Origin of the sequence: Nonomuraea deserti (genome assembly GCF_004348685.1) — a bacterium.
GTDB lineage: Bacteria > Actinomycetota > Actinomycetes > Streptosporangiales > Streptosporangiaceae > Nonomuraea > Nonomuraea deserti.
Window position 1 is genome coordinate 1 of the sequence record NZ_SMKO01000063.1, and the last position, 24,239, is coordinate 24,239.

Here is a 24,239-nt window from a genome sequence, read left to right on the forward strand (position 1 = left end):
GGGGAGGCGGTGGAGATCGCCACCGGCGCCCCCGCCCCGGCGGGGGCGGAGGCGGTGCTGCCCTACGAACACACGATCGCGGCACCGCCTCCCGGACGTCCGGACGCCCGCGCGGTCCCGGGCGCGCACCCGGGAACTCCCGGGCGTCCGGATGCGGATCCGGTGTGGGTGGGCGGCGCGGTCGAGGCCGGGCGGCACATCCGGCGGCGGGGCGAGGACATCGCCGAGGGCGCGGTCGTGCTCGGGGCGGGCGCCATGGTCACCCCCGCCGTGCTCGGGCTGGCCGCCTCGCTCGGCCACGACACCCTGCGGGTACGGCCCCAGATCCGGGTGACGGTCCTGGTCACCGGCGACGAGGTGGTGCACGAGGGGCTCCCCGCGCCAGGCCGGGTCCGCGACGCCATCGGGCCGTTCCTGCCCGGGCTCGTGGAGTGGGCGGGCGGCCGCGTCGTCGGCGAGACCCGCCTCCCCGACGGCCCCGGCGCCCTCCGGGCCGCCCTCGCCGCGCCGCCCTTCACGACGGGGGCGGGTGGTGACGTGGCCGTCGTGTGCGGGGCGTCGTCGAAGGGGCCGGCCGACCACCTTCGGGGTGTGCTGGCCGAGCTCGGGGCGGAGCTCCTCGTCGACGGCGTGGCCGTGCGTCCGGGGCACCCGCAGATGCTGGCCCGCCTGCCGGGCGGCGGGCTCGTCGTGGGGTTGCCGGGCAACCCGTTCGCGGCCCTCGCCGCGGCGCTCACCCTGCTGGTGCCGATCATCCGCGAGGCGGCGGGCACGTCGGCGGGCACATCGGCAAGCACTTCGGCCGGCAGGGAGACGAGCGCGCTCGCCGGCCCGGTCAGGGTGCACCCGAGGGACACGCGGCTGGTGCCGGTCAGGAGGTCCGGCCGCGGGGCCGTGCCCGTGGGACATGACCGGCCCGGTTCGTTGTGGGGCGCCGCGCTCGCGGATGCGCTGGCCGTGGTGCCTTCTGGGTGGTCCGGTGAGCAGGTCGAGCTGATCGAGTTGCCCCCTGGGGGCTAGACAGGCCGTTCAGGAGGGAGTAACCATTGCGTTCATACGGTATGCAGTATGCGGAAGACAGCGCGCTCCGTCCCCCGGGAAAGGGTTGAAGGATGTCGGAAACGATCTCTGGCGGTCATCTCGTAGCCAAGGCACTCAAGGCCGAGGGCGTAGAAGTGATCTACACGCTCTGCGGCGGCCACATCATCGATATCTATGACGGCTGCGTCGATGAGGGCATCGAGGTCATAGACGTACGCCACGAACAGGTAGCCGCGCACGCCGCGGACGGATACGCGCGCATCACCGGCAAGCCCGGCTGCGCGGTGGTCACCGCGGGACCGGGCACGACCGACGCGGTCACCGGCGTGGCCAACGCCTACCGCGCCGAGAGCCCCATGTTGCTCATCGGCGGCCAGGGGGCTCTGAGCCAGCACAAGATGGGCTCGCTCCAGGACCTGCCGCACGTGGACATGATGGCCCCCATCACCAAGTTCGCGGCCACGGTGCCCAGCACGGAACGGGTGGCCGACATCGTGTCCATGGCCTTCCGCGAGTGCTACCACGGCGCTCCCGGCCCGTCGTTCCTGGAGATCCCGCGCGACGTGCTCGACGCGAAGGTCCCGATCGAGAGGGCGCGGATCCCGGAGACGGGACGCTACCGGGCCTCCACCCGCCAGGCCGGCGACCCCGAGGCGATCGAGCGGCTCGCCGACCTGCTGGCGCACGCCGAAAAGCCGGCCATCCTGCTCGGGAGCCAGGTCTGGACGTGCCGGGCGACCGACGCGGCGATCGACTTCGTCAGGACGCTCAACGTGCCCGCGTACATGAACGGCTCGGGCCGCGGCACGCTCGCGCCGGGCGACCCGCACCATTTCCAGCTCAGCCGCAGGTACGCTTTCACCGAGGCCGACCTGATCATCATCGTCGGCACCCCGTTCGACTTCAGAATGGGTTACGGCAAGCGCCTGTCGCCGACTGCGACCGTCGTCCAGATCGACCTCGACTACCGCACCGTCGGCAAGAACCGGGACATCGACCTGGGCATCGTCGGCGACGCCGGCCTCATCCTCTCCGCCGCTGCCCAGGCGGCGAGCGGCCGCATCGGGGACGCCGCCGCCAAGCGCAAGGCGTGGATCGAGGAGCTGCGCACGGTCGAGACCCAGGCGTACGAGAAGCGCCTGCCCCGCCAGCACTCCGACGCCCAGCCCATCGACCCCTACCGCCTCGTCCACGAGATCAACGAGTTCCTCACCGAGGACACCATCTACATCGGCGACGGCGGCGACATCGTCACCTTCTCCGGCCAGGTCGTGCAGCCGAAGTCGCCCGGCCACTGGATGGACCCGGGACCGCTCGGCACGCTCGGCGTCGGCACCGCCTTCGCGATGGCGGCCAAGCAGGCGCGGCGGGACAAGGAGGTGCTGTGCCTGTTCGGCGACGGCGCCTTCAGCCTGACCGGCTGGGACTTCGAGACGATGGTCCGCTTCGACCTGCCGTTCATCGGGATCGTCGGCAACAACTCCTCGATGAACCAGATCAGGTACGGACAGGCCGCCAAGTACGGCGAGGACCGCGCACGCGTCGGCAACACCCTCGGCGACATCCGCTACGGCGAGTTCGCCAAACTCCTCGGCGGCCACGGTGAGGAGGTCCGGGACCCGGCCGACATCCGTCCCGCGCTGGAGCGGGCCAGGGAGTCGGGCAAGCCCTCACTGATCAACGTATGGGTCGATCCGGAGGTCTACGCCCCCGGAACGATGAACCAGACCATGTACAAGTAGGGGAAACAGCGACATGAAGGCTCTCGAAGGTGTCCGCGTCCTCGACATGACCCATGTCCAGTCGGGCCCGTCCGCCACCCAGATGCTCGCCTGGCTGGGCGCGGACGTGGTCAAGCTGGAAGCTCCCAAAGGCGACATCACCCGACAGCAGCTCCGTGACGTGCCAGACGTCGACAGCCTCTACTTCACGATGCTCAACTGCAACAAGCGCAGCATCACCCTCAACATGAAGAGCGAGCGCGGCAAGGAGCTCTTCACCGAGCTGGTGAAGAGCGCGGACGTGCTGGTGGAGAACTTCGGGCCGGGCGCGGTCGACCGCATGGGCTTCACCTGGGAACGCCTCCAGGAGCTCAACCCCCGCCTCATCTACGCCTCGATCAAGGGCTTCGGCCCCGGCCGGTACGCCAAGTTCAAGGCGTACGAGGTGATCGCGCAGGCGATGGGCGGCTCGATGAGCACCACCGGCTTCGAGGAGGGGCCGCCGCTGGCCACCGGCGCGCAGATCGGCGACTCGGGCACCGGCATCCACGCGGTCGCCGGCATCCTGGCGGCCCTCTACCAGCGCCAGCAGACGCAGCGCGGCCAGCGCGTACAGGTGGCCATGCAGCACGCCGTGCTGAACCTGTGCCGGGTCAAGCTGCGCGACCAGCAGCGGCTGGCGCACGGCCCGCTGCGCGAGTATCCCAACAAGACGTTCGGCGACGAGGTGCCCCGCTCGGGCAACGCCAGCGGCGGCGGCCAGCCGGGCTGGGCGGTGCGCTGCGCTCCCGGAGGCCCCAACGACTACATCTACGTGATCGTGCAGCCGGTCGGCTGGGAGCCGATCGCGAACATCATCGGCCGTCCCGAGCTGGCGGACGACCCCGAGTGGGCGACGCCGGAGGCGCGGCTGACCAAGCTGGACAAGATGTTCCAGCTCATCGAGGAGTGGACGATCCGCCACGACAAGTGGACGGTGCTCGACCGGCTCAACGGCGCCAACGTCCCCTGCGGGCCGATCCTGTCGACCAAGGAGCTGGTGGAGGACGAGAGCCTGCGCGAGGAGGGCATCGTCGTCAAGGTCGACCACCCGGAGCGCGGTGAGTTCGTGACGGTCGGGAGCCCGCTGCAGCTGTCGGACTCGCCGGTGGACGTGGTCACCCCGCCCTTGCTCGGCGAGCACAACCAGGACATCTACGGCGAGCTCGGCGTCAGCGCGGACGAGCTTGCCGAACTCAAGACGAACGGAGTCATCTAAGTGGAGCGGCGAGTAGGGCCCGACAGCGGTAGCCCGCGTAACCAGGGAGGGCCCGTGGCGAGCGCGACCATAAGCGTGGTCAGGGAAGTCATCGACAAGGCGCTCGCCGAAGGGCGCACCGCCCTGACGGCACCCGAAGGGCGCAGGCTGTGCGAGGAGTACGGCATCGCGACCCCGGGCGAGGGGCTGGCCACGTCGGCAGCGGAGGCGGCGGAGATCGCCGGGAAGATCGGGCTCCCGGTCGTCCTCAAGATCGTCTCGCCCGACATCCTGCACAAGACGGACGCCGGCGGCGTGCTGGTCGGCCTGAAGAGCGCCGACGAGGTGCGCGAGGGCTACGACACGATCCTGGCCAACGCCCGCGCCTACAACCCCGACGCGAAAATCGACGGCATCCAGGTGCAGCAGCTGGTCGGCGGCGGCCACGAGGTCATCGTCGGCGCTGTCACCGACCCCACGTTCGGCAAGGTCGTCGCCTTCGGACTTGGCGGTGTCCTGGTCGAAGTTTTGCAGGACGTTACCTTTAGGCTTGCCCCGCTTTCGGGTGAAGATGCCTTTGGGATGCTGGACGACATCAGGGCGGCGGAAGTCCTCCGTGGTGCCCGCGGCGCCGAACCCGCCAACCGGGAGGCGCTCGCGGGCCTGATCGAACGGGTCGGTCGGCTGGTCTCCGACTTCCCCGAGATCATCGAGGTCGACCTCAACCCCGTCTTCGCCGACGCGAACGGCGCGGTCGCCGCCGACGTGCGCATCCTCATCGGGGAGAAGCCCGCCGAGGTCACCCGGCTGCCGCGCGAGGAGATCCTCCGGCAGATGACGCGGATCTTCAAGCCGCGCTCGGTCGCGGTGATCGGCGCCTCCGCGGAGACCGGCAAGATCGGCAACTCCGTCATGAGCAACCTCATCAACGGCGGCTACCAGGGGCAGATCCTGCCGATCAACCCCAAGGCCGACGAGATCATGGGGCTGCCCGCGTACAAGAGCATCTCCGACGTTCCCGGCGACGTGGACGTTGCCGTGTTCGCCATCCCCGCCAAGTTCGTCGCGGCGGCGCTGGAGGAAACCGGGAAGAAGGGCGTGGCGGGCGCCGTCATGATCCCTTCGGGGTTCGCCGAGACGGGCAACGTCGAGGGCCAGCAGGAGATCGTCGAGATCGCGCGCAGGCACGGCGTGCGCATGCTGGGCCCCAACATCTACGGCTACTACTACACGCCGGAGAACCTCTGCGCGACGTTCTGCACGCCGTACGACGTCAAGGGCAGCGTGGCGCTGACCTCGCAGAGCGGCGGCATCGGCATGGCCATCCTGGGCTTCAGCCGCACCACCAAGATGGGCGTCTCCGCCATCGTCGGCGTCGGCAACAAGGCCGACGTGGACGAGGACGACCTGCTCACCTTCTTCGAGCAGGACGACAACACCAAGGCCGTGGCCATGCACCTGGAGGACCTCAAGGACGGGCGCGGCTTCGTCGACGCCGCCCGCCGCGTGGTCAAGGAGAAGCCGGTCATCGTGCTCAAGGCGGGACGCACCGCGATGGGGGCGCGGGCGGCCGGCTCGCACACCGGGGCCCTGGCCGGCGACGACAAGGTCTACGACGACATCCTCCGGCAGGCCGGGGTGGTGCGCGCGCCGGGCCTCAACGACATGCTGGAGTACGCCCGCGCGCTGCCGATCCTGCCCGCGCCCAAGGGCGAGAACGTCGTCATCATCACCGGGGCGGGCGGCTCGGGCGTGCTGCTCTCCGACGCCATCGTCGACGCCGGGCTGACGCTCATGGACATCCCGCCCGACCTGGACGAGGCCTTCCGCGCCTACATCCCGCCCTTCGGGGCGGCGGGCAATCCCATCGACATCACCGGCGGCGAACCACCATCGACGTACGAGAACACGGTCCGCCTCGGCCTGGCCGACGAGCGCATCCACGCGCTCGTCCTGGGCTACTGGCACACGATCGTGACGCCGCCGATGGTCTTCGCCGAGCTCATCGCCCGCGTCGTGGCGGAGGAGCGGCAGAAGGGCAACGTCAAGCCGGTCGTGGCGTCGCTCGCCGGGGACACCGAAGTTGAGGAGGCCAGCGAGTACCTGTTCGAGCATGGCGTGGTCGCGTACCCGTACACGACAGAGAAGCCCGTGGCGGTCCTCGGTGCGAAGTACCGCTGGGCCAGGGCTGCCGGGCTGCTGCGCTAGAGCCGATTGATCGCACAGCAGTCAGGCGAGGGGGCCATTCGGGGCAGCAGCGCAGAAAGGCAACAACCCCCAGGAGGTCCGTAGGTGGACACATCGAACACACCACCGGCGGCGGAAACCGCGCCACCGGTACAGGACGAACGAGTATGGAAAGCGGGCCGGCTCGAGCCGATGCCCATCAGGAAACTCCCCGACGCGCCTCCCTCGGTGCACATTCTCGGGCCGACGGTCTTCCTCGTCGCCCTGGGCGTGGGCATGGGCGAGTCGTACATGTGGCCCCGGCTGGTGCTGCTGTTCGGGCCCGAGATCAGGTGGCTGTTCCTGATCGGCGTCACCCTGCAGGCCGTGGTGATGCTGGAGATGGCGCGTTACGCCATGGCCACGGGGGAGAGCATCTTCTCCGGCGCGGCCAGGGTGTTCAAGCCGCTGATGTGGTTCTTCTTCATCGTGGCCATGGCCGTCTACATCTGGCCCGGACACCTGTCGGCGGGAGCGGCGGCGTTCGAGGAGATCACCGGAATACCCTGGGTGGTGACCGCGGTCGCCGGGTTGCTCCTCGTGGGCGTGATCTTCAGCCTGGCCAAGGTGATCTACAACGTGCTGGAGAACGTGCTGTCGCTGCTCATCGGCGCGCTCGTGCTCGGCACGGCCGTGGTCGCCGCCATGGTCGGCACCTGGAGCGACGTGGTCACCACGATCACCGGCATGTTCTCCTTCGGCTACCTGCCGCCGGAGGCCATGAGCGCGGCCTGGTTCCCGGTGATCGTCGGGGCGTGCGCGTTCGCCGGCCCGTCGGGCATGCAGCAGATGTGGTACACGCTGCACCTGCGTGACTCCGGCGCCGGCATGGGCGCGCACATGCCGAAGGTCCGCGGGCTGCGGCACGCGGGCGAGCAGGAGGAGATGCCCGCGCGCGGGTTCATGTTCGACACCGACGACCCGGCGGAGATGGCCAAGTGGAAAGGCTGGCGGCGCTGGGTCACCTTCGACGCCCTCCTGCTGTTCTGGGGCATCACCATGCTGGTCACGATCTCCTTCACGGTGATCGCCCAGTCGGCGGTGCGGCAGAACCCGGGCGTGCGCGACGTGATCGCAGGCGATGACCGGGAGGTGGCGCTCACCGCGATGGCGGACGCGGTCTCCTCCGCGGGCAGCTCGGTACTCGGGGTGGTTTTCCTCGGGTTCATCGCGCTCATCGGCCTGAACGCGACGCTGGGGCTGTTCGACTCCTTCTCCAGAGGCCAGGCCGACATGACGTACAACTTCGTGCCCGGCGCGAAGAAGGTCCGCATGTCGCACCTGTACGCCATCTTCCTCTGGGGCGTGATCATCTTCGGCATCCTGATCCTGCTGTTCGGCCCGGCCGACGGACCCAGCGGGATCCTGGACACGCTGGCGTTCCTGTCGACGTTCGCGATGGGCGCGTACTGCGTGACGCTGCTCCTGGTGAACAACCGCATGTTGCCCAAACCGATCAGGCCCAAGTGGTGGACCAACCTGATCATCGGCTGCGGCGCGGTGTTCTACCTGGGGATGCTGTTCTACAGCCTCTTCGCCTTCGGCGTGGTCGTGAACTGATGATCGGACGGCACAGCCTCGAACTCGCCCTGCCAGGGGCGTCGATCGGAGCCGTCGCCGGTGCCATGGCCGGTGGGCTGACCCTGCTCGCGGGGCAGCCCACCGGGATGGCCGCGCTGTCGGCCCTCGCGCTCGCGGTGCCGCTCGGCCTCTTCGGCGGGCTGTACGGCGTGCTCCTGGGCCACGGCGTGTTCCGGCCCGGGACCTTCGGGCCCGTCGGACTGTTCTGGATGGCGGCCTTCCCCGTGTCCAGGCTCATGCAGGAGAGCGTGGCCGGGGTCGGCATGGCCGACGGCGTGCTGCCGTTCCTGGCGTATCAGGCGATGGTGGCACTCGGCTTCGCGATCGGCTTCGTCTGGTTGCACGAGCGGCTCATGCCGCACTGGCTCATGCGCCGGGCCGGCGCGAACCCTGAGGCCAAGGCGCTGCTCGGCCAGTACATCCAGCACGCCCAGGCCCTGCAGACGGCCAGGAAGGGGTCGCGTCGATGAACCTGCCCGTCTGGGTCTGGCTGGCCACGATCGGCGGATTCTGCATCGTGCTCGCGTTCGACTTCTACCTCGTCGCCCGCAACCCGCACGAACCCTCCTTCAGGGAATGTGTGGCCTGGGTGTCGTTCTACGTGGGCTTGGCCGTGGCCTTCGGCGCCGGCCTGCTCCTGTTGTCGGGCCCCGCGCATGGCGGGGAGTTCTTCGCCGGGTGGATCACCGAGTATTCGCTCAGCGTGGACAACCTCTTCGTCTTCCTGCTGATCATGAGCCGATTCCAGGTGCCGCGTCAGTATCGCCAGAAGGTGCTGCTCATCGGCATCATCCTGGCGCTGATGATGCGCGGCGCCTTCATCGCGGCCGGCGCCGAGGCGGTCTCCAGGTTCGACTGGCTCTTCTACGTCTTCGGCGCGTTCCTCGTCTACACCGCGTGGAAACTGATCGGCCACGAGGACGACGACGCGGAATTCTCCGAGAACCTCGCTCTGCGCACGGTGCGCCGGGTGCTCCCGACCACGGACACCTACCACGGCGCCCGGCTCACCGTGCATCTGGGCCGCAGGATGGTCACCCCGATGCTGATCGTGATGGTCGCCATCGGGACGACCGACCTGCTGTTCGCCCTCGACTCGATCCCGGCCATCTTCGGGCTCACCAAGGAGCCCTATCTGGTGTTCACCGCCAACGCCTTCGCCCTGATGGGGCTGCGGCAGCTCTTCTTCCTCATCGGCGGGCTGCTCGACCGGCTCGTCTACCTGAGCAAGGGGCTGTCGGTGGTGCTGGCCTTCATCGGGGTGAAGCTGATCCTCGAGGCCCTGCACCACGACGGCGTGTCGTGGGCGCCGGAGATCCCGATCATGGTTTCTCTCGGCGTCATCCTCGGCACCCTGGCGGTCACCACGGTGCTGAGCTTGATGAAGTCGTCCCGCGACGCCAGGGCGAAGGAGGTGGAACCGGAGCCTGCCGACCGCTGACGCGCCTCGGACCTGAGGCCGAGGCCGCGCGCGGGGGCGGCGACGCCCCTGCCGCGGCTCAGCGGCATGCTCACATCGACGTGCTCAAGGGGTCTGCTCAGGGACGGGGACTCTTGTGTACGTCGTGCTGCCGTTTCACAGTTGGCGCAGGGCTCCTCCGTCGATGGCCCACTCGGCGCCGGTGACCTGGCCGGTGCGGGGGGACAGCAGGTAGGCGATGACGCCGGCCACCTCCTCCGGGGTGCCGATGCGCCCGGTGGGCAGACGTCGCTCGACACGGATGAAGTGGTCGACGGCGTCTGCCGGCGGCAGATCGAAACGTTGGGCCAGCTGCTCGGCGAAGCCGCCAGGAGCGTCGAAGAGCGCGGTGCGCGTAGGGCCCGGAGAAACGATGTTGGACCGCACCCCAGCCGGCCCTAGGGCCGCGGCCAGGGATTTCGACACCGACAGCAGTGCCGCCTTGGACGCGGCGTAGTCGGCGATGGACGCATCGGGCATGCGGGCCGCCTCGCTGGCGACGTGGACGATGCTGCCGCCCTCGGGGTTCTGCGTCAGGAGCGGCAGCGCAGCTCGCGTGAGCCGGACAGCTGAATGCAGGTTGAGCTCGAAGGTGGCGTGCCACTGGTCATCGTCGATGTCGGCGAACGAGTCGCGGGAGATCAGGGCGGCCGCGTTGTTGACCAGTCCGTCGAGCTTGCCGTGGCGGTCCATGATCTGTGTGACGACCTGCGTCGCGACTGCCGGATCGGTGAGGTCGGCGCGGATGAACTGGGTGCCGGGCGGCAGTGCGGGCGGAGAGGAGGTGCCGCGGGCGAGCGCCACGACCTGAGCTCCTTCCCCGGCGAGCAGATGGGCGGTCGCCAGGCCGATGCCGCTGGTCGCACCGGTTACGAGAATGACCTTGCCGGAGAGATACAGGTCCATGGTGTGCTCCTTGGAAGCCGAGCCGAGCCGAGCCGAGCCGAGCCGGAGAGGATGGGATGGGTGCCTTATGGGCGTGGTCAGACGAACGCCCCGGCGCGGGCTGCGGCCAAAGTGCGCAGAGCCGCCCGCTCGGCGACGGTCGCATCGATGACCTCCCGGGTGACCAGCAGGCGATAGTAGATGGGCGCGGAGATGGCCCGGATGACTTCCTCGCCGTCGGTGCCCGGCGGCAGCTCGCCGCGCGCGATCGCCAGGTCGACGCACTCTGCCCACTCGTCGATGCGACGGACATAGAACGCCCGAAGAGCGTCGGCCGCACCTCCGTCGCAGGTGGCAGCTGTGATCATGGCTTCGAGTGTCGGGCCCAGACGCTTGTCGGTGATGCCGTGGAGAACGTTGGCAGCATGAGCGCGTAGGTCTCCTTCGATGGTTCCCGTGTTGGCGTGCGGAGCCGACTGCTCGGCGAGTTCCTTCATCAGATCAATCACGAGACCTGCGGTTGTTCCCCAGCGACGGTACAAGGTGGTTTTGCCCACGCCTGCTCGTGACGCCACGTGATCCATGACCAAGCCATGGAAGCCGTGTTCCATCAGCTCGTCCTGGGTTGCCTCGAGCACGGCGGCACGCACTCTGGCTGTGCGACCGCCAGGACGCACCGTCCCTGCCGAGCGGGAATCCTGATTCATGGAGGCTCCTCGACATGTCAGCGTGACGCCGATGCTATCGGCACAAATGACCCGTTAAGAACGTGGCCCGCTGGTCTTGCCGCATCGGGCCCTGAACACCGTCTCGCCCCACCGAACGCGCAGTCCGGTGGAGCGACTCCATAGGCTCAGGGGATGATGCGGCGTTCGCGCATGCCGGACAGGATGTTGAGGAACATCTCCTCGGTGTCGACGAAGTCGTGGAAGCCGAAGCGCCGGGCCTTGGTGCCGTCGGCGAACATGTCGTAGTCCCAGGAGAACACGAAGTCGCCGAATCCCCATGACGACAGCTCTTCGTAGGTGTGCTGCTCCAGGCCGTACTTGCGCGTCATCTCCTCCCAGAGCGGAGCCTTGTCAGCCATGACGGTCGCCAGTGACATGGGAAGCGGGCTGGCGACTTCCAGATCGAAGAATGTGGCGATCTTCGGCCACATGTCGTCCCAGCGGAACAGATCGCCGTTGTTGATGTTGAAGGCCTGGTTCGCGCATCGGGGATCGGTCGCTGCCCAGACGGTTGCCTTGGCGAGCAGCCCGGCGTCGGTCATCTCGAGGAGGCTGTGGTAGGCCCCCGGCTTGCCTGGGAAGCGCATGGGCACGCCGAGCTCCTTGGCGATGGAGCCGTAGACGGCGATCACCATGGCCAGATTCATGGGATTGCCGAGGGCGAAGCCGCACACGACGGACGGGCGGATCGCCGACCATGTCCAGGACTTGCCCTGCTGCCGCTGCTCCAGAAACTCCTGCTGGTCGACGTTGAACTCCGGCGGCATGTGGTGTGGGTCCGATTCGCGGGCCGGCGTCTTGAACGGTCCGAGGTGAGCGCCGTACACCTTGTAGCCCTGCATCAGGCTGATGTGAGCGAGGTCCTGTGCGAAGGGCTCGACGGCGTCGACGACATTGACGAGCATCGCGAGATTCGGCGGGACGAGTTCGGCCCAGGTCGGCCGTTCCTGGTAGGCGGTGTAGAAGATGTGGGTGATCTCGTTCAGGCCGGAGAGCTTCTTGGCGCAGTCCTCCGGGTCGAGCAGGTCGACGGAGATGTTTCGGATGCGGCCGCTGTCCGGTGCGGAACGGCGGGATAGGCCGACCACCTCCCAGTCGTCGAAGGTGGAGAGGTGATCGACCAGGTTACGGCCGATCACGCCCTGGGCGCCGACGACGAGGGCGACCTTGCGCTGGGTGCTCATGCGGGTGTTCTCCTGTTCGAATGGTGATGGCTGGTTACGGCAGAAGGTGCCTGCGCGTCACTTCGCCGATCTGGGTGTAGAGCGTGTCGGTGCGCTCGAAAGCGCGACCGGCCAGGTAGAAGGCGTGGATCATTCCGTCGTAGCGGGTGAGCGTGACCGTCGTTCCGGCCATGGCCAGGCGTTCGGCGTACAGTTCGCCTTCGTCGCGCAGCGGGTCGTACTCGGCGGTTATCACGAGTGCTGGTGGCAGTCCGTCGAGCCGGGCCCGCAGCGGCGAGGCGTAGGGGTCCGCCGGGTCGTGAGGCCCCAGGTACTGGGCCCAGTTCCACCGCATGGTGCGGCTTTCCAGCCCGTAGCCTTGCGCGTACGTCTGGTGGGAGGCGGTCGTGCAGGCTGCGTCGGTGGCCGGATAGATGAGGATCTGGAGGCTGATGGCGGGTCCGCCTGCGTCGCGGACGCGCAGACATGTCGCAGTGGCCAGGTTGCCGCCGGCGCTGTCGCCGGAGACACCGATGCAGTTCGAGTCGATCTGCAGGTCGGTGGCGTTTTCGGCGATCCATGACACGGCCGCGTGGCAGTCGTCGAGTGCCGCGGGAAAGCGGTTCTCCGGAGCCTTGCGGTAGCCGACAGTGATGACGGCGCAGCCTGTGGCCTTCGCCAGTCTGCGCGAAGGCCGGTCGTATATCTCTGGGTCGCCGCTTACCCAGCCGCCCCCGTGGAAATGGACGAGGCACGGGTACGGGGGCTTGCCGTGCGGATAGTGGACCCGGGCCGGCAACGCCGAAGCCGGCCCGGGGATGGTCACGTCTCGGACGTGGGCCACGGGCTCCGGCTCGCCTTGCAACTCCAGGTACTTCAGGATGCCGATGCGGGCGCCGGCGACTGTCATGCGGCCGGTGGACCTGTTCCTGGTTGTGCTGTCCAGGAGAACGGCAGTTTGCGGATCTAGAGGCATGGTCTCTCTGCGGGCTCAGCGCGTTGCATGAAGGACGAGGCGATTGCGGTGCAGCAGAACGCCGCCGATCGTGGTGGCGAGTCCGGAAAGGCCCATCATCGTCATCATCGGTACGGGCGATCCGCCCAGACTGCCTACGGCGGCCAGAGTAGGCAGCGGCAACAGGCCGCCGCCGACCAGGGCACTGATCGCGATCACGGTCGCAACGCCGACGTAGCGCACCTCGACCGGGAACAAGTGCGACATCATGGTCGGCACCACCCCACCGAAGATTCCGTATGAGATGGCGCCGACGGTCATGGCCAGCCACAGCGCGTATCGGTCCCCTGTGCCGATCAGCAGGTAAGACGGTATGGCCCACGCCATCGTCAGCACGCCTGAGATGATCACGATGCGCTCGCGGCCCCATGCGTCGCCGTATCTGCCGCTGACCGCCACGAGAACGACCAGGGCCAAGCCGGTCAGTACCAGTCCGAGTTGCACGTCCGCGGCGGACAACTCCGGTTGATACTTTCCGACGTATGCCAGCAGGCTGGTGAGGAACGCATAGCCGAAGGTGACCGGTCCGATCCACATCAGCACGCAGATCAGCAAGGGCCGCCGTGCCCGGCGCAGCAGCGTGCTGAACTGTCCGGAGGCGGCGCGGCGTTGCGCGGCCGCTTTGCTCGACGCCTCGACGAATTCCGGCGTCTCGGAAAGCCGGGTGCGCAGGAGAAGGCCGATGACGACCAGGACTCCGCTGAGCAGGAACGGCACTCGCCAGCCCCAGGCCTGCCAGGTGGCCTGTCCGACCACCAGGTTGACGATCAGCATCGACGCGCCGGCCGAGAGGATGCCGATCATGTTTCCGATCTGCGGGAAGGCGCCGTAGAGCGTGGCGAGCCTTGGAGGCGCGTGCTCAACGGCGACGACGACCGCGCCGGGATACTCGCCGCCCACGGCCAGTCCTTGGAGCATCCGCAGCGCTACCAGGATGACGGGGGCAGCCACGCCGATCGCGGCATAGGTCGGGAGAAGCCCGATGCCGACCGTCGCCACTCCCATGATGGCCAGCGACGCCAGCAGCGCGGGTCTGCGGCCGAGCCTGTCGCCCATGCGGCCGAACACCGTCGCGCCCAGCGGCCGGATGAGGAAGGCCACAGCGTGTCCCGAGAACGCTGCCAGGGTGCCGAGCCACGGCTCGAAGCTGGGGAAGAACAGCGGGCCGAACACACTGGCCGCGATGAAGGAGTACAGGATGAAGTCGTAGAGTTCTATCGCGTTCCCGATCATGGCCGCGAAGCCGACCTGGCGGGGCGTCAGGGCATTGCGTCGCCGTACGTGGGTGGTCGCGTCTTGGTCAGTGATTGCCATGGGATCGTGCCTTTGCCGTGGTGCTGTCGTCAGCTGAGCGGGAGCGGGGGGTTTGCGCTGCGGACTTGTTCGACTGTGATGAAGGCCAGATCGTCGCCGCCGATGTTCTCCAGGTCGTGCAGCAGGTATTCGCCGGAGCCGAAGACGTACTCCCGGGTTTCGCCGCGGCGGTAGGAGACTTCGCGCGTGGTGCCGTCGTGGGTGTGCTGGCGGCTGCGTCCGTCGGTCAGTGCCGTCCAGAAGTAGTCGAGTACGTGCCGGTGCGCCGGCAGTCGCTCGCCGGGGGCAAGCTTGACCTGCCAGACGCGCACCCGCTCGGACTCATGAAGCAGCAGCCCACCGACATGGCCGTTGTGAGCATTGGCCTGAAACTCGTCTCGGAGGCTCACCGGCCAGTCGCTGAAGTCCGTCCCTACGACGGCACCTGCGAGCGGAAGTTCATCCAGAAACTTCACAGTGGGTCTCCTTCCGTGGAGCGTGGGCTGCTGAAAGTCTCGTAGGAGCCACGCCTATAAGTCGAACTCATATACTTCATAGATCCGATAAAATTCGTTCATGGTGAGCCTGCGTCAGATCGAATATCTGGTCACCGTTGTGGACGAGGGCACCTTCACGCGCGCAGCCGCGCTGCTGCACGTCACCCAGCCCGCGCTGTCCCATCAGATACAGGCACTTGAGCGGTCCGTCGGCGCCACGCTGCTGGAACGAGCATCACGTGGCGCGCATCTCACCCCAGCCGGACGCGCTTTCCTGCCACACGCCCGGGCAGTCCTCTCGGACGCGGCCAACGCTCTCTCCGCAGCCAGGCAATCGGTCGGGCTGGCCGGCGGAGAGCTCAGACTCGCGACCACCTATTCGATCAGTCTCGGCCTGCTGCCTGCTGCTTTGCGTCTGTGGAGTCGGCGCCACCCGGACGTCGACATTCGCCTCTACGAGCACCGGCATTCGGATGAGCTGATGAAGGCCATGGCGGGAGGGCAGGCAGACCTGGCCATCGGGCCTCGTCCATCGGACTGGACGGGGCCGATACACACGCTCGGCATCGAAGGTTTCGTCATCGCAGTCTCACGTGACGACCCCCTCGCCGTCCGTCACGCCACAGAGGTGGATCTTGGGGAGCTCCGTGAGCGCCGCTGGGTGCACTACGCGCCCGACAACGGCCTCGCCGATGTCCTGAACTTGGCGTGCGCGAGAGCCGCGTTCCAACCCAACATCGCCGTACGGACCGAACAAACCGCGTCCGCGCCCATCCTCGCGGCCGCCGGCCTCGGGCCGGCCCTGGTTCCCGCCAACATCGTGCCGGACGGGTATGAGGGCTACGCCCTCCGGCCGTCACCGGGTGTGCACCGGGAACTCACCGCCTATGCGCGCACCGTCCCCGATGCGCTCGTCAGCGCCTTCCTCGTCATACTGAAGGAAAGTACGCGGGAGCGTCTGTCCCGCCCCGCATCTTGACCTGCCCTTCGACGGTTGGCCGCGGTGGTTGCCGTTCGTCCCGCCGTTGCGGGACGGGGACTCGTCAACCGGTCAGCCTTGGTCATCAGCGTCCTTGGAGGGGCGCAGCACCGCGGCCACTGCCTGTGCCATGGCACGGTAGCCGGCATCGTTGGGGTGCAGCTTGTCGCCGCTGTCGTAGGCGGGATTGAGCAGATCCGGGTCGGACGGCGAGGCCATCGTCCGGTCAAGGTCGACCACCGGCGTCGTACTCGCCGGACGTGCGGATCCACTGGTTGAGCTTGTTGCTGGTGATCGCCGCGTGATCTCCCCAGTGATCCGAGCCCTTGAAGGGCAGCAGCGTCGCACCGATCACCTTGATGCCCTTGGCGTGTGCCTTCTTGATGAGACGCTGGTGCCCCGCAATCAGCTCGCGTGCCGGAATGACAGGGTTCGGCTTGTAGGTAGGCGTGTCCGATTCGCTGAAGCCGATGTCGTTGATGCCCTCCAGAATGACGACCGTGTCGACTCCGGGCTGATCGAGCACGTCACGATCGAATCGAGCCGACGACTTCTCTCCGTACCAGGAGGAGTCGTTCAGGACCAGGTTTCCGCCGATGCCTGCGTTGAGTACGGGCCGCGGCTTGCCCGAGGCATCGAGGACCTCGGCCAGTTCGTCCGAGAAGCGGTTGTTGGCGTCGTTGGTGGAGCCGTAACCATCGGTGATCGAATCGCCGAATGTCACGACGGAGCCGCGTCCCTGCTCACCGCCGGTCACATCAAGTCCGGAGAGGTAGTACCACGAATGCGTGCTCTGCGTGAACGCGGACCCGGACGGATCGGTGCGGTGGTCACCAGCGGCGCGGTAACTGGTGGCATATGCCTGGGAGTGGAAACTGGCGGGACCGGTGGTTTCTGCGAAGTACAACGTGACGGTCAACGACTCCATGGCACTGACGTCGAAAGGCAGCGGATCGCTGGCTGCCTGGCCGCGCGCTGGGATGGTCAGCGACTTCGATCGCCCGAACCTGAGATGCCGTACGGAGCCGGCCTTGAAGGACGCGCCTTCTTCTGCTCGGGCGACGGTGGCACCGGTAACGCGCAACGGTGAGGTGCCGTAGAGATTCGACAGTCGGATACGAACGCTCCTGCCGCCGGCGGTCGTCCTGACGACCTGCCGAACGCTCTGGTTGGAGAAGCCTTCCTCGGACCAGTTCGGCTCGAAGCCGATGCTCGGTCGTTGCGGTGAGGCGATCCAGCCGGCGGCCCAAGCTGAGGTGGTGGCCGATGCGGGGGTCAGTGCGCTTGCGCATCCTGCGCCGGTCGACAGCACCGCTGTCGCCGCCACCGGGACCAGCAGTCTGGTACGAAGAATTCGCTTCAACGAGGTCATGATCATCCCATCACTCGGCTAACGGATCATTTGTCCCGTTAAGGTGAGACCGACTTTAGCAGTCTTAATGGGACGGTAGGACCGTTAGCTGGGTGATGTGGGCCACAGGCGAGGACGCTCGACACGGGCAAGCGGGTCCCGGCCACGGGAAACGTGCTCCGTCATCACCGTCGGCCGCTGCCGGGTCTGTGGTCACGGGGACGGCGCACAGGTTTGATCTGGCCACATGTGTGGCGTCGCCGATGGTGGCGGCCTTCGCGTGATCCCCCATCGGCGAGGTCAAGGTCGGCGGTGGGTTCCCCGGCAGTCGCCCTCCGGTCGGACGAGCCGGAGCGGGTGGAGATGGTGCTGGGTGGCGAGGGCGCGCGACCGAGCGCCCTGTCCGGCCGCGTCTCCCTCGTCCCCCTGGTGCGGCGCCGGCGCCGGCGCCGGCTATGTCCGGCGGGAGACTGGTTTCGGAACAGCCGAGACCCGTGGGTTCCATACGGCCGGACGCGCGGTCACTTCGCCGATCTGGGTGGAGCTCAACCGCCCTGGCGACTCACCGCTGTTCACGCGACGCACTCAGCATCGGGGGCTCTTGCGTACGTCCTGCTCTGCGGTCCACTGGCGCAGGTAGCGCTCCGCGTCGTCGGCGGAGTAGTGCTTCCTGAGCGCCGTGCTGAGGCCGAGGCCGATCATCCGGCCGTCGGCGGAATGGCCCGCGGGATCACCAAGGAGAAAGCGGATCAGCGCCTTCACGGTCATGCACCTCCCATCTCTGCTACGCATCCTCTGCCCGAGGTGTTACGCAGCATGTCGTCTTCTGTGAACGTCAGATCACCCCGCGGGCCATCCCCGCAGGTCACCCCGCGGCGGGTCCGGGCAGGTCGTTATGGACGCTCCGCGCGGGTCACCGCGCGCGGGTCACCCCGCGCGGCTTTTCGCGCGCGGGTCGCCCGCGTGGGTCACGCGCGGTCAGCTCGCGGACGGCGTCCGCGGCCGGCGCCGGCGCACCGGCTTGGGCGCGGGCTCCGCGGGCTCGTTCTCCCGCTGCTCCATGTAGGAGGCGCGGGTGTGCTCCGTGTGGTCGCGCATGATCTTCGCAGCGCGTTGCTCGTCGCCCGCCTCGATGGCGTCGATCAGCGAGGTGTGCTCGTCCCACGAGGCCATGCCACGCTGGCGGGCCACCGGCGTGTGATACCACCGCACGCGCCTGGCCACCTGGGCGGCCAGCTCCGCGAGGACCTTGTTGCCCGACAGGTCGGTCACCAGGGCGTGCAATTCGGAGTTGGTGGCGACGGCCGCGTCGACGTCGTCGGACTGCACCGCGGCGATACCGCGGGCGCACAACGCGCGCAGCCGTTTCACGCCGTCCTCGCCGGCGTGCCCGGCGGCCAGCCGGGCCGACTCGGTCTCGAGCAGCGTGCGGACGGCCAGCAGCTGGTCGGCCTCCTCAAGCGTCGGGACGTGCACGAACGCCCCCTGACCCGGGTGCAGATCGACCCAGCCCTCGCCGCTGAGCTGCTGCAGCGCCTCGCGGACCGGCTGCCGGGAGACCCCGAGCAGCTCGGCCAGCTCGCTCTCGACGAGGTGCTGACCGGGCTTGAGCTGGCCGGAGACGATGAGCTCTTGGATAGCCTCTATGACGCTCTCCCGGAGCGTGGCGGGACGGGGAATCTTCGCGGCCGCCGTCTGACCGGCCTGATCCGACAGCAACATGGGCACGTCTCCAGGGCTGAGCTAAAAGTTTTTAGTCGACTGCCTACAGCATACCGTCCAGGGATTCTCCATGGTCGTGAGTCTCATCACAGCGGGATCGTCGCGGGCAGGCCGGGAATCCGCAGGCGGGGCACGGCCAGCGCGGGCAGCGCGGCCAGGGCGGCGGCGGTCAGCAGCGCGGCGCCCGGAGCGGTCAGGGCGGCCATGGCGAACGCCACGGCGCCGACGCCCGCCAGGGCCTTGGCGCTGTAGATGACGGCGTGGATCTCGCCGGCGCGCTGGGTGCCGAAGAACTCGCGCACCACGCTGGCGAGCAGCGGGTAGAAGGCGCCCCCGCCCAGCCCTGCCGCGATCGCGCCGAGCCAGAGCAGGCCGGCGCTGACGTTCGCCTGCGCCGGCGAGCCGCCCACGTGCGCGCCGCCGGCGGCCAGCAGCACCTGGCCGATGGCGAGCGCGCCCAGCACGGCGGCCAGCACCCGCCGGCGGCCGAACAGCTCCGAGCAGCGCATGGCCACCGACCTGCTGGCCCCGTTCAGCGCCACCATGAGGGCCACCGCGCCCCACGTCCCCGTGCCGGCGACCACGATCACGTCGAAGACCGACACGGCGCCCGCGCAGGTCAGGATCAGGGCGAGCGCGGGCAGCGTCCGCGTGCGCAGCGCCTGGGCGAGCAGGAACTGCTTGGCCGCCTCCGGGGTGACGCGCAACCGAGCCGCGTCGAGGGCGTACGTGCGCGGGTCGACGTCGTCGGGCCACCACAGGGCCGGGGGCAGTCGGAGGTGGCGGGCCGCCGCCCCGATGACCGCGAGCGCGACGGCCGCGGCGGCCAGGAAGGCGGCCGGCGTGGCTCCGGGGGCGATCCCGGCCCAGACCAGCAGGGGCACCGCCCCGTACCCGAAGGCGCCGGTGATCAGGCCGACCCGGGCGGCGGGCCGTTCCGGGAACCAGGCGGAGACGACCTCGCCGCAGACGCCGTAGACCAGGCCCGCGCCCAGCCCGCCGAGCAGCCCGTAGCCGGTGAGAGCGACCAGGTTCACGGAGCCCAGGGCGCCGCCCGCGAGCGCGGTCGCGGCGCCTTCGGCCGCCGTCTGTCCGGCCGTGAGGGCCGCCGTGACGAGGCCGAGCCCGCTCAGCGCCGCCCCGAGCGCCAGGCTCGCGCGTACGCTGAGGCGCCCGCGCCGCACCAGGTGCAGGGCGGGCAGCGCGCCCGCCGCCTGGCAGGCGATCCAGACGGCCAGCAGGGTCAGCTCCTTCTGGGCGAGCAGCGCGGCGTAGCCGTACTGGAGCGGGCTGATCGCGGCCATGGCGGCCCAGGACAGCCAGAACATGCGCTTGCGGTCGGCGGGGACGGGCCCGGGAAGGTACGAGCGGCCACGCCAGTCTCGAACTGCATTCTCCATACTGTATGGAATATCCAGTAGACGGAGCCCTGTCGAGACCTAGACGAGGGATATTCCATACGGTATACCGTCTACAAAGGAGGCTCGAATGGACCTGTACGAACACCAGGCGAAGGAGCTCTTCGGGCGTCACGGGATCCCGGTCCCCGCGGGCAGGGTCGCCACCACCCCCGCGCAGGCCGGCGCGATCGCGGCCGAGCTGAACGCGCCCGTTGTCATCAAGGCCCAGGTGAAAACCGGCGGACGCGGCAAGGCGGGCGGCATCAGGACCGCGGCGGGGCCGGTCACCGCGGAGGTGGAGGCCGACCGCGTCCTCGGCATGGACATCAAGGGGCACGTCGCGCGCAGCGTGCTGGTCGAGACCGCGACCGTGCCGTTCGAGGAGTACTACGCGGCCTTCCTGGTCGACCGGGCCGAGGGCGGGTTCCTGGCCATGGTGTCGAGCCAGGGAGGCATGGAGATCGAAGAGCTCGCCGCCACCGACCCCGACGCGCTGGTGAGGCTCCCTGTCGACCCGGTGGCCGGAGTGGACGCCGAGACCGCGCGGGCGCTCGCCGCCAAGGCGGGCCTGCCCGAGCAGGCGGCCGAGACGCTGGAGAAGCTGTGGCGGGTGCTGGTTGCCGAGGACGCCCTGCTGGTCGAGGTGAACCCGCTGATCTGCACCACCGACCAGCGGATCGTGGCGCTCGACGGCAAGGTGACCCTCGACGACAACTCCGCCTTCCGTCACTCCTGGGAGCAGGAGGAACACGCCGACGGCCTGGAGGCGCGCGCCCGGGCCAAGGGACTCAACTACGTCAAACTCGACGGCGAGGTCGGCGTCATCGGCAACGGCGCGGGCCTGGTCATGAGCACGCTCGACGTGGTCGCCGGAGCGGGGGCCGCCCCCGCCAACTTCCTGGACATCGGCGGCGGCGCGTCCGCCAAGGTCATGGCCGACGGGCTGGAGATCATCCTGGACGACCCCGATGTGCGCTCGGTGCTGGTCAACGTCTTCGGCGGCATCACCGCCTGCGACGCGGTGGCGAACGGCATCGTCACCGCACTCGAACTCCTCGGCGAACGCGGCCACGGCAGGCCGATCGTCGTACGGCTGGACGGCAACAACGCCGAGGTGGGCCGGCGCATCCTGAGCGACGCCAGGCACCCGGCCGTCCGCCAGGTCTCGACCATGGACGGCGCCGCCGGGACGGCGGCCAGACTCGCGGCAGGTGCGTGATGGCGATCTTCCTGACCAAGGACAGCCGGGTGCTCGTGCAGGGCATGACGGGCGCCGAGGGCAGCCGGCACACGGCCCGCATGCTCGCCGCGGGGACCGACATCGTGGCCGGGGTGACGCCCGGAAAGGGCGGGCGCTCGGTGGACTTCGGCGAGCGGACGGTGCCCGTGTTCGGCTCCGTGGCCGAGGCGATGACCGAGACGGGGGCCGACGTCTCGGTGGTCTTCGTGCCGCCCCGGTTCACCGGCTCGGCAGTGGAGGAGGCCGTCGAGGCGGGCATCCCGCTGTGCGTGGTCATCACCGAGGGCGTCCCCGTGCACGACGCCGTACGCTTCCGGGCCCTGGCGAGCGGCCGCACCAGGATCATCGGGCCCAACTGCCCCGGCCTGATCAGCCCCGGCCAGTCCTCCGCCGGCATCATCCCCGCCGACATCACCTCCGCCGGGCGCATCGGGCTGGTCTCCAAGTCGGGCACGCTGACGTACCAGCTGATGTACGAGCTGCGCGACCTCGGCTTCTCCACCGCCGTCGGGATCGGCGGCGACCCGGTCATCGGCACCACCCACATCGACTGCCTCCAGGCGTTCCAGGAGGACCCGGGCACCGACGCCATCGTCATGATCGGGGAGATCGGCGGCGACGCCGAGGAGCGGGCCGCCGCCTACATCGCCGCGAACGTCACCAAGCCCGTGGTCGCCTACGTCGCCGGCTTCACCGCGCCGGAGGGCAAGACCATGGGGCACGCGGGCGCGATCGTGTCCGGCTCGTCCGGCACCGCCCAGGCCAAGAAGGAGGCCCTGGAGGCCGTCGGCGTCCGCGTCGGCCGCACCCCCTCGGAAACGGCCCGCCTCCTCCGCGCCACCCGCGAAGGGGGCTCTCCGTGAAATTCAGCGTCAACCTGTCCATCCTGTTCACCGACCTGCCGCTGCTGGAACGTCCGGCCGCCGCGGCCAAGGCCGGGTTCGACGCCGTGGAGATGTGGTGGCCGTTCGACGGCCCCGATCCCGCGGGCGCGGCGCCGGCGGCGCTGTGGCAGGCCGTCGAGGACGCAGGGGTCCGCCTCGCCGGGCTCAACTTCGACGCCGGCGACATGGCGGCGGGCGATCGCGGCCTGCTGGCCAGGCCCGGCGACTCGGCAAGGTTCCTGGCGAACGTCGACGTCACGGTCCGGCTGGCGGGCGAGCTGGGCTGCGGGGTGCTCAACGCCCTGTACGGCAACGGCCCGGGCACCGACAGGGACCTGGCCGTGGCGAACCTGAGGAGGGCGGCGGACGCGGCGGCGGAGATCGGCGCGACCGTGGTCGTCGAAGCCCTCAACTCCCACGAGAACCCGAAATATCCGATCACGTCGTCGCAGGCGGCATTCGAGCTGATCGACGAGGTCGACAGGGACAACGTGGCCTTCCTGGCCGACCTCTACCACCTGCACCGGATGGGCGAGGACGTGCTCGCGCTCATCGACGGGCACGCGGAACGCTTCGGCCACGTGCAGATCGCCGACGACCCCGGCAGGGGAGCTCCGGGCAGCGGGGACATGCCGTACCAGGAGATCTTCGCGCGGCTGGAGGCCGCCGGCTATCGCGGCCACGTCGGCCTGGAGTACCGGCACGAGGGGCCGGGCGCATTCGACTGGAGGCGCGCATGAACATCGGCTTCATCGGACTGGGGATCATGGGCAGCCCCATGGCCGCCAACCTCGTCAAAGCGGGACACGCCGTGACCGGGTACGACGTCAGCGCCGACCGGGTCGAGCAGCTCGCCGGGCTGGGCGGCAAGGGCGCGGCCGGCGTGGTCGACGCGGTCGCCGGCGCGGACGTCGTCATCACCATGCTGCCCGACTCGCCGCAGGTGGAGGAGGTCGCGCCGCTGGTCGTCGAGTACGGCAAGCCGAACCTGCTCTACATCGACATGAGCACCATCAAGCCGGAGACCTCCCGCAAGGTGGCGCGCCAGGCGGCGGCCGCGGGGGTGCGGGCGCTGGACGCCCCGGTCAGCGGCGGCGAGCGCGGCGCGATCGACGGCACCCTGTCGATCATGGTGGGCGGCGACGCCGAGGACGTCGCGGCGGCCGGGCCGGTGCTGGGCAGTCTCGGCACGACCGTGGTCCACGTCGGCCCCGCGGGCGCGGGCCAGACCGTCAAGGCGGCCAACCAGCTCGTCGTCGGCGGCGTGTACGGGCTCGTGTCGGAGGCCATCGTGCTGCTGGAGGCCTCGGGCGTGGACCCGGTCGCCGGCCTGGACGTGCTCGCGGCCGGCCTGGCGGGCTCCAGGATCCTCGAGCTCAAGCGCCACACCATGGTCAAGCGGGAGTTCGCCCCCGGGTTCCGCATCGACCTGCACCACAAGGACATGGGCATCGCCGTCGCCGCGGCCCGCGAGGCCGGGGTCAGCCTGCCCCTCACCGGGCAGGTCGCCCAGCTCATGGCGGCGGCCAGGGCGCAGGGCCACGGCTCGCTCGACCATTCCGCCCTGCTCAAAGTGATCGAAAGGCTGAATGGTTGACTTCCTCCCCACGGCTGAAGCCGGGGGACTCCAACCTTCGCAGGTTGGGGTTCCTGCTCCACCGGCGACCGCACCCGGTCGCCCGGATGCCCGACGCCACCTCCACAGACGGACACGGCCCGACCTGCCGCCACGAGCCCGCACGCGCCGCAGGTGCTCGAGGCCCCCGAGATCCGAGCCGGCGGCACCGACGCTCGTCCTGCCCGACGTCATCCCGCCT

General features: G+C 69.2%; 21 protein-coding genes and 1 pseudogene. 12 read left to right on the forward strand and 10 right to left on the reverse strand.

The features are described from left to right. The 7 genes from E1292_RS23015 to E1292_RS23045 all read left to right on the forward strand — a co-directional run. The coding region (locus tag E1292_RS23015; RefSeq protein ID WP_132597294.1) for a molybdopterin-binding protein at positions 1 to 1,020 on the forward strand (1,020 nt) is incomplete at its 5' end. Positions 1,021 to 1,112: 92 nt separating this feature from the next. Then, complete coding sequence (locus E1292_RS23020) at positions 1,113 to 2,783, forward strand: thiamine pyrophosphate-binding protein (protein WP_132597295.1); 1,671 nt, start codon at positions 1,113 to 1,115, stop codon at positions 2,781 to 2,783. A 13-nt stretch (positions 2,784 to 2,796) separates the two neighbouring features. Further along, positions 2,797 to 4,020, forward strand: a complete 1,224-nt coding sequence (frc, locus tag E1292_RS23025; RefSeq protein ID WP_132597296.1) for a formyl-CoA transferase — start codon at positions 2,797 to 2,799, stop codon at positions 4,018 to 4,020. Between the two features lie 54 nt (positions 4,021 to 4,074). Continuing rightward, positions 4,075 to 6,207 carry an acetate--CoA ligase family protein gene (locus tag E1292_RS23030; RefSeq protein ID WP_132597297.1) on the forward strand — a complete coding sequence of 711 codons (2,133 nt, stop codon included), beginning with the start codon at positions 4,075 to 4,077 and terminating at the stop codon, positions 6,205 to 6,207. Positions 6,208 to 6,378: 171 nt separating this feature from the next. Beyond that, positions 6,379 to 7,785, forward strand: coding sequence for an Nramp family divalent metal transporter (locus E1292_RS23035; protein WP_132597298.1), 1,407 nt, complete (start codon positions 6,379 to 6,381; stop codon positions 7,783 to 7,785). Continuing rightward, positions 7,785 to 8,276 (forward strand): hypothetical protein, encoded by a 492-nt coding sequence (locus E1292_RS23040; protein WP_132597299.1) that lies wholly within the window; start codon positions 7,785 to 7,787, stop codon positions 8,274 to 8,276. Before E1292_RS23035 ends, E1292_RS23040 begins: the two co-directional genes overlap by 1 nt. Continuing rightward, positions 8,273 to 9,247, forward strand: coding sequence for a TerC family protein (locus tag E1292_RS23045; protein ID WP_132597300.1), 975 nt, complete (start codon positions 8,273 to 8,275; stop codon positions 9,245 to 9,247). Before E1292_RS23040 ends, E1292_RS23045 begins: the two co-directional genes overlap by 4 nt. 135 nt (positions 9,248 to 9,382) lie before the next feature. Here E1292_RS23045 and E1292_RS23050 read toward each other — a convergent pair whose 3' ends face one another. From E1292_RS23050 to E1292_RS23075, 6 genes are all read right to left on the reverse strand, one after another. Next, positions 9,383 to 10,171: an SDR family NAD(P)-dependent oxidoreductase gene (locus tag E1292_RS23050; RefSeq protein ID WP_132597301.1), complete on the reverse strand. Its 789-nt coding sequence runs from the start codon at positions 10,169 to 10,171 to the stop codon at positions 9,383 to 9,385. Between the two features lie 77 nt (positions 10,172 to 10,248). Beyond that, positions 10,249 to 10,857 (reverse strand): TetR/AcrR family transcriptional regulator, encoded by a 609-nt coding sequence (locus tag E1292_RS23055; protein ID WP_132597302.1) that lies wholly within the window; start codon positions 10,855 to 10,857, stop codon positions 10,249 to 10,251. Between the two features lie 146 nt (positions 10,858 to 11,003). Continuing rightward, positions 11,004 to 12,062, reverse strand: a complete 1,059-nt coding sequence (locus E1292_RS23060; protein ID WP_132597303.1) for an SDR family oxidoreductase — start codon at positions 12,060 to 12,062, stop codon at positions 11,004 to 11,006. Positions 12,063 to 12,096: 34 nt separating this feature from the next. Continuing rightward, entirely contained in the window at positions 12,097 to 12,951 is an 855-nt protein-coding gene (locus tag E1292_RS23065; protein ID WP_220447012.1) for an alpha/beta hydrolase, read from the reverse strand. 81 nt (positions 12,952 to 13,032) lie between these two features. Then, positions 13,033 to 14,370 carry an MFS transporter gene (locus tag E1292_RS23070; protein WP_132597305.1) on the reverse strand — a complete coding sequence of 446 codons (1,338 nt, stop codon included), beginning with the start codon at positions 14,368 to 14,370 and terminating at the stop codon, positions 13,033 to 13,035. A 29-nt stretch (positions 14,371 to 14,399) separates the two neighbouring features. Then, positions 14,400 to 14,825 (reverse strand): cupin domain-containing protein, encoded by a 426-nt coding sequence (locus E1292_RS23075; protein ID WP_132597306.1) that lies wholly within the window; start codon positions 14,823 to 14,825, stop codon positions 14,400 to 14,402. Between the two features lie 100 nt (positions 14,826 to 14,925). On the opposite strand from E1292_RS23075, the gene E1292_RS23080 reads away from it, so the two are divergent. Beyond that, positions 14,926 to 15,825, forward strand: coding sequence for a LysR family transcriptional regulator (locus E1292_RS23080; RefSeq protein WP_132597307.1), 900 nt, complete (start codon positions 14,926 to 14,928; stop codon positions 15,823 to 15,825). A gap of 72 nt (positions 15,826 to 15,897) precedes the next feature. Here E1292_RS23080 and E1292_RS23085 read toward each other — a convergent pair. The 4 genes and pseudogenes from E1292_RS23085 to E1292_RS23100 form a co-directional block, all read right to left on the reverse strand. Beyond that, positions 15,898 to 17,203 (reverse strand): annotated as a pseudogene (locus E1292_RS23085) (SGNH/GDSL hydrolase family protein). Positions 17,204 to 17,761: 558 nt separating this feature from the next. Continuing rightward, positions 17,762 to 17,938: a hypothetical protein gene (locus E1292_RS23090; RefSeq protein ID WP_165974691.1), complete on the reverse strand. Its 177-nt coding sequence runs from the start codon at positions 17,936 to 17,938 to the stop codon at positions 17,762 to 17,764. A gap of 216 nt (positions 17,939 to 18,154) precedes the next feature. Beyond that, complete coding sequence (locus E1292_RS23095) at positions 18,155 to 18,898, reverse strand: GntR family transcriptional regulator (RefSeq protein WP_132597309.1); 744 nt, start codon at positions 18,896 to 18,898, stop codon at positions 18,155 to 18,157. Positions 18,899 to 18,984: 86 nt separating this feature from the next. Then, the gene (locus E1292_RS23100; protein WP_132597310.1) at positions 18,985 to 20,298 is read right to left on the reverse strand and encodes an MFS transporter; all 1,314 of its coding nucleotides are present in this window, start codon (positions 20,296 to 20,298) and stop codon (positions 18,985 to 18,987) included. A gap of 88 nt (positions 20,299 to 20,386) precedes the next feature. On the opposite strand from E1292_RS23100, the gene sucC reads away from it, so the two are divergent. The 4 genes from sucC to E1292_RS23120 are packed head-to-tail and all read left to right on the forward strand — an operon-like array spanning position 20,387 to position 24,019. Next, the gene (gene sucC / locus E1292_RS23105) at positions 20,387 to 21,517 is read left to right on the forward strand and encodes an ADP-forming succinate--CoA ligase subunit beta (protein ID WP_132597311.1); all 1,131 of its coding nucleotides are present in this window, start codon (positions 20,387 to 20,389) and stop codon (positions 21,515 to 21,517) included. Beyond that, positions 21,517 to 22,401 (forward strand): succinate--CoA ligase subunit alpha, encoded by an 885-nt coding sequence (gene sucD / locus E1292_RS23110; protein WP_132597312.1) that lies wholly within the window; start codon positions 21,517 to 21,519, stop codon positions 22,399 to 22,401. The genes sucC and sucD overlap by 1 nt, the downstream gene beginning before the upstream one ends. Further along, positions 22,398 to 23,162 (forward strand): hydroxypyruvate isomerase family protein, encoded by a 765-nt coding sequence (locus tag E1292_RS23115; RefSeq protein ID WP_132597313.1) that lies wholly within the window; start codon positions 22,398 to 22,400, stop codon positions 23,160 to 23,162. The genes sucD and E1292_RS23115 overlap by 4 nt, the downstream gene beginning before the upstream one ends. After that, positions 23,159 to 24,019 carry an NAD(P)-dependent oxidoreductase gene (locus E1292_RS23120; protein WP_132597314.1) on the forward strand — a complete coding sequence of 287 codons (861 nt, stop codon included), beginning with the start codon at positions 23,159 to 23,161 and terminating at the stop codon, positions 24,017 to 24,019. Before E1292_RS23115 ends, E1292_RS23120 begins: the two co-directional genes overlap by 4 nt. Positions 24,020 to 24,239 lie beyond the last annotated feature (220 nt).